This is a genomic window from Rhizobium sp. 16-488-2b, from assembly GCF_017741815.1.
Taxonomy (GTDB): Bacteria; Pseudomonadota; Alphaproteobacteria; order Rhizobiales; family Rhizobiaceae; genus Rhizobium.
This window is the reverse complement of record NZ_JAGHMF010000009.1, coordinates 49,815-64,414: the sequence shown is the minus strand read 5'-3', so window position 1 is coordinate 64,414 and position 14,600 is coordinate 49,815. Positions and strand designations below refer to the sequence as shown.

At 60.5% G+C, this 14,600-nt stretch carries 14 protein-coding genes; 1 reads left to right on the top strand and 13 read right to left on the bottom strand.

Features of this window, described 5'->3' with window-relative positions; translation table 11 throughout:
- Positions 1 to 3: 3 nt before the first annotated feature.
- Positions 4 to 1,293, top strand: a complete 1,290-nt coding sequence (gltA, locus tag J5286_RS10870; RefSeq protein ID WP_209190351.1) for a citrate synthase — start codon at positions 4 to 6, stop codon at positions 1,291 to 1,293.
- Between the two features lie 33 nt (positions 1,294 to 1,326).
- Here the strand turns inward: gltA and lpxB are convergent, their stop codons facing one another.
- The 13 genes from lpxB to rpsB form a co-directional block, all read right to left on the bottom strand.
- Positions 1,327 to 2,508 (bottom strand): lipid-A-disaccharide synthase, encoded by a 1,182-nt coding sequence (gene lpxB, locus J5286_RS10865; RefSeq protein WP_209190350.1) that lies wholly within the window; start codon positions 2,506 to 2,508, stop codon positions 1,327 to 1,329.
- The gene (locus J5286_RS10860) at positions 2,505 to 3,386 is read right to left on the bottom strand and encodes an LpxI family protein (protein ID WP_209190349.1); all 882 of its coding nucleotides are present in this window, start codon (positions 3,384 to 3,386) and stop codon (positions 2,505 to 2,507) included. Before J5286_RS10860 ends, lpxB begins: the two co-directional genes overlap by 4 nt.
- 3 nt (positions 3,387 to 3,389) lie before the next feature.
- The gene (gene lpxA / locus J5286_RS10855) at positions 3,390 to 4,208 is read right to left on the bottom strand and encodes an acyl-ACP--UDP-N-acetylglucosamine O-acyltransferase (protein WP_018900000.1); all 819 of its coding nucleotides are present in this window, start codon (positions 4,206 to 4,208) and stop codon (positions 3,390 to 3,392) included.
- Complete coding sequence (gene fabZ, locus J5286_RS10850; RefSeq protein ID WP_047510230.1) at positions 4,205 to 4,672, bottom strand: 3-hydroxyacyl-ACP dehydratase FabZ; 468 nt, start codon at positions 4,670 to 4,672, stop codon at positions 4,205 to 4,207. The genes lpxA and fabZ overlap by 4 nt, the downstream gene beginning before the upstream one ends.
- Complete coding sequence (gene lpxD / locus J5286_RS10845; RefSeq protein ID WP_209190348.1) at positions 4,665 to 5,726, bottom strand: UDP-3-O-(3-hydroxymyristoyl)glucosamine N-acyltransferase; 1,062 nt, start codon at positions 5,724 to 5,726, stop codon at positions 4,665 to 4,667. Before lpxD ends, fabZ begins: the two co-directional genes overlap by 8 nt.
- Positions 5,727 to 5,776: 50 nt before the next feature.
- Entirely contained in the window at positions 5,777 to 8,116 is a 2,340-nt protein-coding gene (gene bamA / locus J5286_RS10840) for an outer membrane protein assembly factor BamA (RefSeq protein ID WP_209190393.1), read from the bottom strand.
- A gap of 195 nt (positions 8,117 to 8,311) precedes the next feature.
- Positions 8,312 to 9,445, bottom strand: a complete 1,134-nt coding sequence (rseP, locus tag J5286_RS10835) for an RIP metalloprotease RseP (protein WP_209190347.1) — start codon at positions 9,443 to 9,445, stop codon at positions 8,312 to 8,314.
- A gap of 28 nt (positions 9,446 to 9,473) precedes the next feature.
- A complete protein-coding gene (locus tag J5286_RS10830) occupies positions 9,474 to 10,307 on the bottom strand; it encodes a phosphatidate cytidylyltransferase (RefSeq protein ID WP_209190346.1) in 834 nt (277 codons plus the stop codon).
- Positions 10,307 to 11,053: an isoprenyl transferase gene (locus J5286_RS10825; RefSeq protein ID WP_209190345.1), complete on the bottom strand. Its 747-nt coding sequence runs from the start codon at positions 11,051 to 11,053 to the stop codon at positions 10,307 to 10,309. The genes J5286_RS10830 and J5286_RS10825 overlap by 1 nt, the downstream gene beginning before the upstream one ends.
- A gap of 44 nt (positions 11,054 to 11,097) precedes the next feature.
- Positions 11,098 to 11,658, bottom strand: a complete 561-nt coding sequence (frr, locus tag J5286_RS10820; RefSeq protein WP_018900007.1) for a ribosome recycling factor — start codon at positions 11,656 to 11,658, stop codon at positions 11,098 to 11,100.
- A 55-nt stretch (positions 11,659 to 11,713) separates the two neighbouring features.
- A complete protein-coding gene (gene pyrH / locus J5286_RS10815; protein ID WP_018900008.1) occupies positions 11,714 to 12,436 on the bottom strand; it encodes a UMP kinase in 723 nt (240 codons plus the stop codon).
- 93 nt (positions 12,437 to 12,529) lie between these two features.
- Complete coding sequence (gene tsf / locus J5286_RS10810) at positions 12,530 to 13,456, bottom strand: translation elongation factor Ts (RefSeq protein ID WP_018900009.1); 927 nt, start codon at positions 13,454 to 13,456, stop codon at positions 12,530 to 12,532.
- 244 nt (positions 13,457 to 13,700) lie between these two features.
- Complete coding sequence (rpsB, locus tag J5286_RS10805; protein ID WP_047510222.1) at positions 13,701 to 14,468, bottom strand: 30S ribosomal protein S2; 768 nt, start codon at positions 14,466 to 14,468, stop codon at positions 13,701 to 13,703.
- Positions 14,469 to 14,600: the final 132 nt, after the last annotated feature.

Sequence of the window (14,600 nt, the reverse complement as noted above, 5' to 3'; positions counted from 1 at the left end):
AGCATGACGGATCAAAGCGCAACACTGAAACTCGGTGACAAGACAGTCGACCTTACCGTGAAGAGCGGCACGATCGGACCTGACGTCATCGATATCGGCGCCCTCTATAAGAACACGGCTTCCTTCACGTACGATCCTGGTTTCACCTCGACCGCTTCCTGTGAATCGAAAATCACCTATATCGACGGCGACGAGGGCGTTCTGCTCCATCGCGGTTACCCGATCGAGCAGCTGGCCGAACAGGGCGACTTCCTCGAAGTCTGCTATCTGCTGCTTTACGGCGAACTGCCGACAGCCGCGCAGAAGAAAGACTTCGATTACCGCGTGACGCACCACACCATGGTGCACGAGCAGATGAGCCGCTTCTTCACCGGCTTCCGCCGCGACGCGCACCCGATGGCTGTCATGTGCGGCTGCGTCGGCGCTCTGTCGGCCTTCTACCACGACAGCACCGACATCACCGATCCGCACCAGCGCATGGTCGCTTCGCTGCGTATGATCGCCAAGATGCCGACGATCGCCGCCATGGCCTACAAGTACCATATCGGCCAGCCCTTCGTTTACCCGAAGAACGATCTCGACTACGCGTCGAACTTCCTGCGCATGTGCTTTGCCGTTCCTTGCGAGGAATATGTGGTCAATCCGGTGCTTGCCCGCGCCATGGACCGCATCTTCATCCTGCACGCAGACCACGAGCAGAACGCTTCGACCTCGACCGTTCGTCTCGCCGGCTCCTCGGGTGCCAACCCGTTCGCCTGCATCGCGGCCGGCATTGCCTGCCTCTGGGGCCCTGCTCACGGCGGCGCCAACGAAGCAGCCCTCAACATGCTGCAGGAAATCGGCACGGTTGACCGTATCCCAGAGTACATCGCCCGCGCCAAGGACAAGAACGATCCGTTCCGCCTGATGGGCTTTGGCCACCGCGTCTACAAGAACTACGACCCGCGCGCCAAGATCATGCAGAAGACCACACATGAAGTGCTCGGCGAGCTCGGCATCAAGGACGATCCACTGCTCGACGTCGCCATGGAACTGGAGCGCATCGCGCTGACCGATCCATACTTCATCGAGAAGAAGCTCTATCCGAACATCGACTTCTATTCGGGCATCACGCTCAAGGCTCTTGGCTTCCCCACGACCATGTTCACCGTTCTGTTCGCCCTTGCCCGCACCGTCGGCTGGATCGCTCAGTGGAACGAAATGATCGAAGATCCGCAGCAGCGTATCGGCCGTCCGCGCCAGCTCTACATCGGCGAAGCGCAGCGCGACTACGTTCCGGTTTCCAAGCGTTAATCTCGACGCATCGAGGCTTAAAAAGAAACCCGGTCAGTTCTGACCGGGTTTTTTGTTTTTCAGGACATCAAGTACGATTTCCGCGGCATGAACGCCGGGCGGTTTTTCGGTCTGCATCCGCTCCCAGACGAGATCGTAGCCCTCCATCATCGAGCGGCGCGGCAAGGTGTCGGATGAGAGCTTCTCGGCCCAGCGCGTGAAACTCGCGCCGCGCACGACTTCGTTGATGTATTCGGGAACGACAGCGTAATCCGCCACGAGGTTCGGGATCGCCGCCGTCCAGATCTTGATCTTGCCGGTCATCAGCTTGATGATCCAGTCGGTCTTGTAGGCTGAGACGGTGGGGACGCCTGCAAGCCCCAGCTCCAGGATCACAGTGCCGGATGCAGCCATGGCGGCGTCGGCCTCGGCGAAGGCTTTCCACTTGTCGTCCTTGCCCGTCACCACCTCGGGCTTGACCGGCCAATCCTTGATGATCTCTCGCACCATGGCCTCGCGGCGCGGCGCTGTCGGCAGCACAAAGCGCATGCCTTCGTTGCGGGCGGAGAGCTCGGCCACCGCGTCGCCGAAATAGGGCAAGAGTTTTGATATCTCGGATCCGCGCGAACCTGGCAGAAGCATGATCGTCTTCGGCTCATGCGCAGGGCGCGGCTTGCTTGCCGCCCTCGCCTTGCGGGTCGCGAGAACATCGACGTCAGCGGTCAGGCGATGGCCGACATAGCTTGTCGGCGGCCCGCCCAGCTTGCGCATCACCTCGGGCTCGAAGGGCAGCACGGCGAGCACATGGTCGACATAGGGCAGCATGCGCTGCGCACGGTATTCCTTCCACGCCCAGACACTCGGACAGACGTAGTTGACGACTGGTAGGTCAGGCAGCGCCGTGCGCACGCGCTTGGCCACGCGGTGGGTGAAATCAGGGCTGTCGACAATGACGAGCACGTCGGGCTTGGCGGCGATGACGGCCGCCGCGGTCTGGCGGATGCGCTTGACCAGCGTAGGAAGCTTCGCGAGCACCTGGGTGATGCCCATGATCGACAGCTCGGAGAAATCGAACAGCGATGTCAGGCCCTGCGCTTGCAGCCCCTCGCCACCGACTCCTATCAGTTCCACCGGGCCCGCATATTGCTGCTTCAGCGCGGCGATCAGGTCGGCCGCCAGAAGATCACCGGAGACCTCGCCCGCGATGATCGCGACCTTCAATGCACGCACGTTCATTCAAGCCCCCAGGATGGCAATCCACGATCCAGACCGCAGACGAAGATACCGGCTTCCTTTGCCGCCGATATGACGGCCGGACGATCCAGGATCAGCGCGCGCCCGGCCTCGATCGCCACGCCCGCCAGGCCGGCCTTGCTGGCATTCTCGATCGTCGAGATGCCGATCGATGGCAGGTCGGCGCGCAGATCCTGCTGCGGCTTGCAGAGCTTGACGAGGACGCCGCGGCGGCGCGCCGAAATGCGGCCGGCGGCGCGCAGATCGGCGACCCGCTGCAACATGCTGTCTGTGCCCTCGACACCTTCGAGCGCCACGATGCGGCCACCGACAGAGACGGCGCCCTGCCCGACGTCCAGGCGGCCGAGCGCGTCGGCTGCCGACCCCGCCTTGGCGATATCCTTGACATCGTCGGCTGATGGGGCAATGGCGCCGAGCGGACCGACGGCGGCAAGCAAATCCGGTGCGATCTCCTGCACGCCGATAACGCGGCGACCGTTCTTCTCGATTAGTCCGATCACCATGCGCAGCACGGTATCGTCTCCGCCTGAGAGTAGCGTGCGAATGGTCGAGGGAATGCTTGCGAGCGTCTTCAGCGTCGGGCGAACCTCGCGCCATTCCGGCCGCCTGCGCACGGCGCCGGACATGACGACGCGGTCGATGCGATGGCTATCCAGCATGCCGTCGATGGCGGCGAAATCGCCGACGCCGACAATGGCGTGCTCGAAACCTTCCCAGGAGCGGTCGGTCTCGTTTTTCAGCGCGATGATGAGAGGGTCTTCGCCGGCGCTCTTGGCGGCCTCGGCGACATAGGACGGCAGAAAGCCGCTGCCGGCGATGATCGCCAGGCGGCCTTTTGCCGTGTCACTTGCTGGAGACAAGGTTTATCCCTTCTGTCCCCGCGTCGGAGAAGAGAGCGCGCGATCGCTTTCGGCGGCGATGAAGTCGAGGATCTGGACGACCTGCTCGCAATCGGCGAATTCCTCGCGGATGGCGGCGGCGTTGTCGCGCAGATTGCCTTCGGTTTCGAAGATCGCCTTGTAGGCACGGCGCACGATATGGATCGTGGCGCGATCAATGCCCGCACGCGTCATGCCGACGACGTTGAGGCCGCCGAGCAGACCGGGATTGCCGTTCAGCATGCCATACGGAATGACGTCGTAGCTCACGGCCGAGAGGCCGCCGACGAAAGCATGACGGCCAACGCGGGTGAACTGATGCACGGCGCAACCGCCGCCGAGGATCACGCGGTCCTCGATCACGACATGACCGGCCAGCATCACGTTGTTCGACATGATGACGTGGTTGCCGACGCGGCAATCATGGGCGATGTGCGAATTGGCGAGAAACAGGTTGTTGTTGCCAACGATTGTCTTGCCACCGAAATCGGCGGTGCCCGTGTTGATCGTCACACCTTCGCGCATCGTGCAATTGTCGCCGACCGTCAGCGTCGTCTCTTCGCCGCCATGATGGACGCTCTGCGGATCGCCGCCGATGACTGCCATCGGAAAAATGCGGCATCCCTTGCCGAGCGTGGTGATGCCGCTGACAATCGAATGGGCGAGCATTTCGGTGTTATCGCCGAGCACGACCCGCGGGCCGACGTGGCAGAATGGACCGATCTTGACGTTCTCGCCGATCACGGCGCCGTCTTCGACGACTGCCATCGGGTGAATGCTGGCACTGGCTGCGATCGTGCTCATGCCTGATCCTTGCGCACGATCATCGCGCCGATATCGGCTTCCGCGACCAGCGCTCCGTCAACCTTCGCATCACAGTGGAACTTCCAGATGTTGCCGCGCTGCTTCTGCTTGACGACATGGTACTCCACCCGGTCGCCAGGAACCACAGGCTTGCGGAAACGAGCGTTGTCGATGGTCATGAAGTAGACCAGATTGCCGCTTTCGCCCTCTTTCTTCGCACAGATCGCGCCCGCCGTCTGGGCCATGCCTTCGACCAGCAGGACGCCTGGCATGATCGGCTGCTCCGGGAAGTGCCCGGTAAAATGCGGTTCGTTAGCCGTCACGTTCTTGATGCCGATCGCGGAATCATCGCCGTCGATGTCGATGATCTTGTCGACCAACAGGAACGGATAGCGATGCGGCAGCAGCTTCATGATCTCGATGATGTCAGCCGAGGAAAGCGACTTCTTGACTTCTTCAGCCATTCTTTTCTCCCGTTTTCTTGGGCCCCGTCGTCCGCATCATGACTGCCGCGACTTCGCGCAAAAAGTCATGCGCCGGCCGTGCAGGTATGCCGCCGTAGCGCTCCCCGGCGGGGATGTCGGACACTACGCCGCTCATGGCAGCGATCTGGGCACCGTCGTTAATTGTTATATGGCCTCGAATACCAGAATGACCACCGATCTGCACGCCATCGCCGATAATGGCGCTTCCGGCGATGCCGACCTGCGAGACAACGGCGCAATGACGGCCGATGCGAACATTGTGGCCAATCTGGACGAGGTTATCGATCTTCGTCCCTTCGCCAATCACGGTGTCGTCCATCGTGCCGCGATCGATCGTCGTATTGGCACCGACCTCAACGTCATCCTGCAGGATGACGCGGCCGATCTGAACGATCTTGATCATGCCGCGAGGGCCCGGCGCGTAGCCGAAGCCGTCCTGACCGATGCGTGCACCATTGTGGATGATCACGCGATTGCCGACCAGGGAGCACAGGATGCTGGCCCCGCTGGCGATCGTGCAATCGCGGCCGATCTTGACGCCCGGTCCGATGACGGCGCCGGCGCCGATACGCGTGCCCTCACCGATCTCCGCATGAGCGCCGATTACAGCAAACGGCTCGATCTCGACATTCGCTTCCAGTCTCGCCGTCGGATCGACGGACGCACGATCGGAAACATCAGCACTCACAGAGCGCAAACGCTGAGGTGTTAGGGCGCTCGGATAGAGAAGCCCACCAGCCATCGCGAACGCCGCATGGGCGTTTTTCGACACGAGAACAGGCACATGCGCCGGCACAATCGACTGCAATGCCGAACTGACCAACACCGCGGACGCCTCGCATGTCACGAGTTCGTCCTTGCTCTTCTTGGAAATGACGTAACAGAGATCGCCCGCTTTCGCCCGGTTTACGGGCGAAACGGAACGGATCACGATGTCGGCATGTTTGGGGTCGGCAAGTTCCGCCCCAAGAATTTGCGCTAGCTCCGAGAGCTTCACACCGTCATGGGGCGGAAAGAAATAGGTTTGCTCCATCGGCAAATCTCCAGAACGGAATTCGATTTTACGGTTCCGGACTGCCGATATCAGAATTGGTTGTTGATGCCAAACTTGAAGTGCTGAACCTTGTCGTAGTCTTCCTTCAGGACCGGGATCGCATAGTCGACGCGCAGAGCGCCGAACGGCGAGTTCCAGACGATGCCGACACCGACGGAAGCGCGCAGCGAAGCGTCTTCGCCGTTCACGAACTCCGAACCGCTGACATTGACCTTGTTGCCAAAGAGCGTGCCGGCGTCCGCGAAGACCGCGCCGCGCAGACCGAAGTCACGCGGGAAAGCCGGAAGCGGGAACGATGCTTCAGCCGAAACGGTGAAGTAGGTCGTGCCGCCGAGCGGATCATCCGGACCGCCACCAACGCGTGGGCCGATACCCTTGTTCTCGAAGCCGCGGATGTCGCCGTTCGTCAGCGTGAACTGATCGAAGACATGCAGATCCTTGCCGAAGCCGACTACGTAACCAGCGGAACCGGCGACCGATCCGATGATGTCGGCGTCGTCAGCGAGCGTGTGGTAATAGCGCGCCTTGCCGTAGATCTTGTAGAACTGCGAGTCACCACCGAGGCCGGCGATTTCGTGCGTCAGGCTGGCGTAGATACCTTCACGCGGCAGAACCATGTCGTCGAGCGTGTTGTAGGTCAGCGTCTGCGACACAGACGACTTTACCCACGGGCTATTGTTGACGAGGTCCTGGTATGGCGAGGACAGATCAGAGAGCGAACCAGACGGATCGTACTTCATCTGCTTGTAGTTATAGCGGAACGTCGTCGCCAGATCTTCGGTGATCGGCGCGGTCGCGCGCAGAACGACGTTGTTTTCTTCGTAGTCGTAGTTGTCGTTGCTCGACGTCTCGCTGTGGTTGATGTCGAAGCCGACAGCCAGACGATAGCCTAGGAAGTAAGGCTCGGTGAAGTTCAGGCCGTAGGTACGCGAACCTTCCTGACCACCACCGGCAGACACCTTGATGTACTGGCCACGTCCGAGGAAGTTCTTTTCTTCGATCGAGGCTTCGAGCAGCAGGCCGTCGCCGCCGGCAGCGTAACCCGCGCCGATACCGAACGAACCGGTCGCCTGATCCTGAACATCGACAACGACGACAACGCGGTCCGGCGAGCTGCCAGGCTGGGTCGAGATGTTGACGGTCGAGAAGTAGCCGAGGGCCTCAAGACGACGCTTCGCCTTGGTGATCATCTGCTGATTGAACGCGTCACCTTCGCTCATGTCAAACTCGCGACGAATGACGTAGTCACGCGTACGGCTGTTGCCGCGAATTTCGATACGCTCGACGTAGGCCTTTTCGCCCTGATCGACGAGGTATTCGACGCCGATGGTGTTGTTGTTCAGGTCGCGGTTGCCACGGGGCGTGACACGGGCGAACGGATAGCCGGCCGAAGCCACCTGATCCGAAATCGCTTCCATCGACTTCTGAACTTCCTTGGCGTTGTACACCTGACCTTCATGGGTGCGAACGAGACCCTGAAGCTGCGCGCCGTCGATACCCTGAACGGTGGACTGAACGGAAATAGCGCCGAAATCGTAACGCGGGCCTTCTTCGATGTTGAAGGTCAGCGTGTACTTGTTGGTCGCCTCGTCGAACGCAGCGTCCGAAGACACGATGCGGAAGTCGGCGTAACCACGGTTGTAGTAGAACTGACGGAGCGCTTCTTCGTCTGCGTGCAGCTTGTCGGCGCTGTAGACGTCCTTGCGGGTCAGGAAGGACAGGAAGTTGCTTCGCTTGGTAGCGATGACCGATGCGAGACGGCCAGAGCTGTAGGCGTTGTTGCCGACAAAGTTGATCGAATCGATCTTCGTGCGGTCGCCTTCATTGATGACGAATGCGAGGTTGACACGGCCCTGGCCGAGCGGAACGACCTGCGTCGTCACTTCGACTTCGCTGCGACCGGTCGCCGCGTAGGCGTCCTTGATCGACTGAATGTCAGCCTGGATCTGGGTCTCGTTGTAGGCGCCGGAGGACTGTGTCTTGACGACTGCGGAAAGCTTGTCGTCTTTGATCTTGCGGTTGCCGTTGAACACGACCTGGTTGATCAGCTGAGCTTCCTCAACATTGACCACCAGCGTGCTGCCGGAAACGGAAATCTTGACGTCGGAGAAGTAGCCCGTGTCGTAGAGCTGCTTTACGGAGTCGTCGATGTCGGTATTGGAGAAGCTCTTGCCGGGCTGGATCGTGAGGTTGGACCGCACAGCTTCGGCACCGACGCGGTTTGCACCACGAACGTCAACACGCTGAATGACTGCAGCCTCGGCAGCAGAAGCCGAGATGAACACTGTTGCACCCGCTCCCGACGCAACAATACCTGCAGACAGCGCAACCGCCGATACTGCGTTCAAAAATCTTGAACCAGCCTTCATTTCACCCATTACCTTTTTTCTCGTCCCCATCACCAGGCGTCCCCCGATTCCGGTCACGTGTGTCGTTTTACCCGCTTTTGATATACAAGCAAGGGAGCTAGTTAATTTCTGTTTACTTCATTTCAAAGCGTGACGCTTTCGCCACTACAGCTTTGAAACATCGTAAATAATTCGTAATTTTCCCTCGTCCCGCAATCAGCCGATCAGAGCACTAATATCGTTCCACGTGGCAAAAACCATCAGGCTCAGAACCATGGCCAGTCCGATGCGAAACGCAACCTCCTGTGCCGACGATCCCAACGGCTTTCCCCTCACTGCTTCAATCGCATAGAACATCAGATGCCCGCCATCAAGTACCGGAACCGGCATCAGGTTGAGTAATCCGATCGAAACAGACAATACAGCGGCCAGCTGAAGCAAAGCTGCAACGCCCAGCGTCGCCATCTGGCCGGATGCCTGCGCGACACGGATCGGGCCACCGAGCTGGTCGGGCTTCATGTAACCGGATACCAGATTGCCGATATATTTGAAGGTACCGGTGACGATGTGCCAGGTCTGCAGCGTGCCCTCATGCAGCGCTTCAACCGGCGTGTAGGTCTGCTGGCGGAAGTGTCCGACGTCCTGGTTGGTGACGATACCGATCAGGCCGATCTCTATCTTGTTGCCGAACTGATCGGTCATGTCGGTGCGTTCAGGCACCATCGGCACGTCGATCTTCTCGCCGTTGCGCTCGATCGTCACGACGATCCTCTGCATCGGGCGGATGCTGACGTAGCGGCGCACATCGTCGAAGGTCTGCACCTTGGAGCCGTCGATGGCGATCAGGAGGTCGCCCGGTACGACTCCGGCCTCGGCGGCAACGCTGCCGGGCTTGACTTCAGCGACGACTGGATCGGCGACCGAGCGGCCGTAGATCGAAAACAGGACGGTGAAGATGGCGATTGCCAGGATGAAATTGGCGATCGGGCCTGCGGCGACGGTTGCCGCGCGCTTCCAGAGCTTGGCGCCGGCGAACGACCGCGCACGCTCCTCGTCCGACATCTGCGCGAGCTTGTCCTCATCAGGCTTGCTCGACGCATCCTCGTCGCCGAAGAACCTGACATAGCCGCCAAGCGGGATCAGCGAGAGCTTCCAGCGTGTTCCGTGCTTGTCGGTGAAGCCCAGTAGCTCAGGACCAAACCCGACCGAAAACGCCAGAATGCGGATGCCACTCCAGCGACCGACGAGGTAGTGCCCCATCTCGTGCACGAACACCAAGAGAGAAAGCACGAGCACGAAAGGAACAATATATCCCGTCAGAAACCCAAAAATTTCGGTCAAGCCTGCCATAAAATCCTTCCGTCAGCCTCTATCGACATTATCCGCCGAACAAGGCTGCGCCCAGCGACGCCATCTCTCCGCCCTTTATCAGCGAAAAAAGCCCGGCAAGCAAGAACGCCGCAAAACAGGCGAAAATGAGCCCGTCAACCCGGTCCATGACCCCGCCGTGCCCCGGAATGAGACGGCTGGAATCCTTCACGCCGAAGCGACGCTTGATGAAGGATTCGAAGAGGTCACCCGACTGGCTGCAGACGGACAGCACCAGTGCGACTAGGGCCGCCAACGCTATGCCATCGGGAAATGCCGCGTAGGCCACCAGCACACCGGCAATGACCGCGCAGACGGCGCCGCCGATCGCTCCCGACCATGTCTTGCCGGGCGATATCTTTGGGGCGAGCTTCGGCCCGCCGATGGCGCGGCCGATGAAGTAGGCGAGAATGTCGGTTGCCCAGACGACGGCGAAGACGAAGAGCATCGCGTGCAGGCCGGCTGCATCGCTGCCGCGAATGTTCGCGAGCGCGATCCCGGTCAGCCCGGCATAGACAATCCCCGCCGGGAACCAGCGCGATACGCCACGGGTGACGACAAAGCCGACAGCGATGGCAAAGAACAACAAGAGAAGGATCAGCGAGTAGCCGACAGTGCCGGATACGACAGCAACGGCGATGGCCGCCTGCCCGATCCAGCCGATCGCATTGGCAACCGGCTGCTCACTGGCGAGACGGGTGATCGTCGACCACTCATAATAGATCAAAAGCCCGATAAGGGCCGACAGCAGGCTGAAAGCGAGCCCGCCACACCACGTCGCGGCAAGCACGATGACCGCGAGGATGATGCCCGAGATGATACGAAGCTGCAGTTCGCGGTGCATCAGGTTCCCACCGCCGCCGCGGTTTCGGCGACCAGACCACCAAAGCGGCGGTTGCGGGAAGCGAAGGTCTCAAGCGCCGCGTAAAGCGTCTCGCGGCTGAAATCCGGCCAGTAGTCGGGAATGAAGATGAATTCCGAATAGGCGGCCTGCCAGAGCAAGAAGTTCGACAGGCGCTCTTCGCCGCTGGTGCGGATGATGAGATCGGGATCCGGGATGCCGGCGGTATCAAGCCGGCCATTGATGAGCGCCGGCGTGATATCCTGCGAGCGCAACCGCCCCTGCTCGACATCGCGCGCCAAGCTTGCCATGGCGCGGGCGATCTCGTCGCGCGAGCCGTAGTTGAAGGCAATGATCAGCGTCAGCGCCGTATTGGCCTTGGTGGTCTCTTCAGCGTCGATCAGCAAGTCGAGAATGTCGTTCTGCAGGCTGTGGCGATCACCGATGATCTTCACGCGCACGTTCTGCTTGTGCAGTTCGGCGAGGTCGCGGCGGATGAACGCCTTCAGCAGGCCCAAAAGGTCCGACACCTCGGTTTCCGGACGGCGCCAGTTCTCCGACGAGAAGGCGAAAAGGGTGAGATACTTGACCCCGATGTCGCCAGCTGTGCGCACGGTCTCACGCACGGCGTCAACGCCCTTGCGATGCCCCATGGTGCGCGGCAACCCCCGCTGCTTTGCCCATCGACCGTTGCCATCCATGATTATGGCAACGTGTTCTGGCACAGTCACAAATGTTCTTTCCAACATTTCCCGTCCGGTTTTTACAGTCCAAGGCGCAGGCGCTTTGCGCCTTAGACCTGCATGATTTCCTTTTCCTTCTCGCCAAGCAAGCGGTCGACCTCAGAAATCGTGTCGTCTGTCATCTTCTGCACACGATCCGACTGCGAGCGGCTCAGGTCCTGCCCTATGACACCGTCCTTTTCGGCTTTCTTAAGGCCGTCCATGCCGTCACGGCGAACATGGCGAATCGCAACCTTGCTTTTCTCGGCATAGTCGTGCGCGACCTTGACGAGCGACTTGCGGCGCTCTTCGTTGAGTTCGGGCAGCGGAATGCGCAGGTTCTGGCCGTCGACGATCGGGTTGAGGCCGAGATTGGCTTCGCGGATCGCACGATCGACAGCGCCGACCATCGACTTGTCCCAGACCGAAATGCCGAGCATGCGCGGCTCCGGTACGGTCACGTTCGCGACCTGGTTGAGCGGCACGCGCGAACCATAGGCTTCGACCGTGACCGGGTCGAGAATGTTCGCCGATGCGCGACCGGTGCGCAGCGATGCGATATCGCTCTTGAACGCATTGATCGCGCCATCCATGCGGCGCTTGATATCGTTGATGTCGATGCCTTCACTCATAGCAGTGCTCCCGTCTCGGTAGAAGCTGCGGCGCGCTTTGGGCGCCGCCACTCTGTCAGTTGTCGGTAACGATGGTCTTCAGACCGCCGCCCCGGAGGATTTCAGCAAAACCGCCCTTCTCGTGGATCGAGAAGACGATGATCGGAATGGAATTTTCGCGTGCCAGCGCGACCGCCGCAACGTCCATGACGGCGAGGCCCTTGTCGAGCACTTCCTTATGCGTCAGCTGGTCGAAGCGCGTGGCATCGGGCACCTTCTTCGGGTCGGCGGAGTAGATGCCGTCTACCTGGGTACCCTTGAAGATCGCCTCGGCGCCCATTTCGGCGGCGCGCAGGGCCGCGGCCGAGTCGGTCGTGAAGAAGGGGTTGCCGGTACCACCGGCGAAGATCACCACACGGCCCAGCGACAGATGATAGAGGGTGGCGCGCTGCGAGAAGCTCTCGCAGATCTCCGGCATGGCGATCGCCGAAAGCACCACCGTATCGATGTTAAGCTTGCGCAGCGAGGTCGCCAACGCCAGCGCGTTGATGACGGTTGCGAGCATGCCCATGTGGTCGCCCGTGACGCGGTCACCGCCCTTGGAAGCGACGGCCACGCCGCGGAAGATGTTGCCGCCGCCGACGACGACGCCGACTTCAACGCCCATCTGCCGCGCTTCGGCTATGTCGGCCGCAATGCGGTCGGCCACCGCTACATCGATTCCAAATCCCTGGCTGCCCATGAGGGCTTCGCCAGAAGCCTTGAGTAGAACACGTTTGTAGACAGGCTCTGACGACATCTTGGCTCCTCGTATATTACCGCTGAGTGCCGGATACACGAAGGGCACCGCGTTGTCACGCGATGCCCTTCTGTTTTCACATATATAGGACGATCAGCTCTTGGCGACAGCAGCCACTTCAGCAGCGAAATCGCTCTCTTCCTTCTCGACGCCTTCGCCGAGCAGGAGGCGCGCCATGCCGACGACTTCGATCTTGGCGCCAGCTTCCTTGGCAGCGGCTTCAACCGCAGCACCGACCGTCAGGTCGGGGTTGATGACGAAAGCCTGCGAGAGAAGAGCGACTTCTTCGAAGAACTTGCGCATGCGGCCATCGACCATCTTTTCGATGATGGCTTCCGGCTTGCCGGATTCACGAGCCTGCTCGATGAAGACGTTGCGTTCGCGTTCTGCAACGGTAGCGTCGACTTCTTCAGCGCGGATCGCGAGCGGGTTGGTAGCAGCGATGTGCATGGCAACCTGGCGACCGATCGAGGTCAGGACAGCCTTGTCGCCTTCCGACTTCAGGGCAACCAGAACGCCGAGCTTGCCGATGCCGTCGCCGGCAGCGTTGTGGATGTAGGTCGCGACAACGCCGTGCTCGACTTCGAGCTTGGCAGAGCGGCGCAGCGTCATGTTTTCGCCGATGGTGGCGATCGCGTCCTTGATGGTGTCGGCGACCGGCTTGCCGGATGCCGGGTAGGTCGCAGCCGAGATGGCTTCAACCGAACCGTCGGTCGTCAGGGCAACGTTGGCGATGCCACGAACCAGATCCTGGAAGGCGTCGTTACGGGCAACGAAGTCGGTTTCCGAGTTGAGCTCGACGACAACAGCCTTGTGGCCGGCGCCAGCGATGGCAACCAGGCCTTCAGCAGCAGCGCGACCAGCCTTCTTGTCGGCCTTCGAGATGCCCTTTGCGCGGAGCCAGTCGATCGATGCTTCGATGTCGCCGTTGTTTTCCACCAGCGCCTTCTTGCAGTCCATCATGCCTGCGCCGGACTTCTCGCGCAGTTCCTTCACCAGTGCAGCCGTAATCTCGGTCATAAGCTTCCTCTTGTCGGTTCAAACGGTGGCCCGCGAAGGCGGTGCGGCACCGGATTGAGGCACGAAATGTACCTGTATGTATGACAGCGTGATGAATGACGCGTCATAACGAAACTCAAATGGCGAGAGACTTTTTCCCCTCGCCTGAAATGGTCAAGGCCGCCCAACTTCATGAAAGTCGCGAGCGGCCTTTTCCCAATCTCTGGAAAGCACAGCGGACCATTTGATCCGCCTGCTTCTTTTATCAGGCTTCGGCTTCGCCTTCGAGCGCCGGCTCAACCGGAGCTTCGATCGATGCGCCGAGGTCACGGCCCGACGAGCTCTGCTGACGAGCGATACCGTCGATGGCAGCGCGCGAGATCAGGTCGCAGTACAGAGCGATGGCGCGCGAAGCGTCGTCGTTGCCGGGGATCGGATAGTCGATGAGGTCCGGGTCGCAGTTCGAGTCGATGATCGCGACAACCGGGATGCCGAGGCGCTTGGCTTCGTCGATCGCGATCTTTTCCTTGTTGGTGTCGATGATGAACATCAGGTCCGGCGTGCCGCCCATGTCCTTGATACCACCGAGAGCCTTGTCGAGCTTTTCGCGCTCGCGCTCAAGGTTCAGGCGCTCTTTCTTGTTGTAGCCGGACTGTTCCGAAGACAGGATCTCGTCGAGCTTGCGCAGACGCTGGATCGAGTTCGAAATCGTCTTCCAGTTGGTCATCATGCCGCCGAGCCAACGCGAGTTGACGTAATACTGAGCGGAACGCTTGGCCGAGTCAGCGATGAGCTCGGAAGCCTGGCGCTTGGTGCCGACGAACAGAACGCGGCCGCCACGGGCTACGGTGTCGGAAACAGCCTGGAGCGCGCGCGACAGAAGCGGAACCGTCTGCGCGAGGTCGATGATGTGGATGTTGTTACGATCGCCGAAAATGTACGGCTTCATCTTCGGGTTCCAGCGGTGAGTCTGGTGACCAAAGTGGACGCCTGCTTCAAGCAGCTGGCGCATAGAAAAATCGGGCAATGCCATGCCTAGTTATCCTTTTCCGGTTGAACCTCCGCAAGGCGAACAGCACTCTCTTCGAGAATGCCACCGGGCGGAACGATCCGGATTTCTCCCGGACAATCCCATGCCTTACGTGTGGAATGCGGGGGCCATACC

Excerpts from the sequence above, each read along its gene's own strand:
- pyrH (WP_018900008.1), bottom strand. The coding sequence starts at position 12,436 with ATGTCGTCAGAGCCTGTCTACAAACGTGTTCTACTCAAGGCTTCTGGC.
- lpxA (WP_018900000.1), bottom strand. The coding sequence starts at position 4,208 with ATGAGCACGATCGCAGCCAGTGCCAGCATTCACCCGATGGCAGTCGTC.
- rpsB (WP_047510222.1), bottom strand. The coding sequence starts at position 14,468 with ATGGCATTGCCCGATTTTTCTATGCGCCAGCTGCTTGAAGCAGGCGTC.
- frr (WP_018900007.1), bottom strand. The coding sequence starts at position 11,658 with ATGAGTGAAGGCATCGACATCAACGATATCAAGCGCCGCATGGATGGC.
- lpxB (WP_209190350.1), bottom strand. The coding sequence starts at position 2,508 with ATGAACGTGCGTGCATTGAAGGTCGCGATCATCGCGGGCGAGGTCTCC.
- J5286_RS10825 (WP_209190345.1), bottom strand. The coding sequence starts at position 11,053 with ATGTTGGAAAGAACATTTGTGACTGTGCCAGAACACGTTGCCATAATC.
- bamA (WP_209190393.1), bottom strand. The coding sequence starts at position 8,116 with ATGAAGGCTGGTTCAAGATTTTTGAACGCAGTATCGGCGGTTGCGCTG.
- gltA (WP_209190351.1), top strand. The coding sequence starts at position 4 with ATGACGGATCAAAGCGCAACACTGAAACTCGGTGACAAGACAGTCGAC.
- lpxD (WP_209190348.1), bottom strand. The coding sequence starts at position 5,726 with ATGGAGCAAACCTATTTCTTTCCGCCCCATGACGGTGTGAAGCTCTCG.
- fabZ (WP_047510230.1), bottom strand. The coding sequence starts at position 4,672 with ATGGCTGAAGAAGTCAAGAAGTCGCTTTCCTCGGCTGACATCATCGAG.
- J5286_RS10830 (WP_209190346.1), bottom strand. The coding sequence starts at position 10,307 with ATGCACCGCGAACTGCAGCTTCGTATCATCTCGGGCATCATCCTCGCG.
- rseP (WP_209190347.1), bottom strand. The coding sequence starts at position 9,445 with ATGGCAGGCTTGACCGAAATTTTTGGGTTTCTGACGGGATATATTGTT.
- tsf (WP_018900009.1), bottom strand. The coding sequence starts at position 13,456 with ATGACCGAGATTACGGCTGCACTGGTGAAGGAACTGCGCGAGAAGTCC.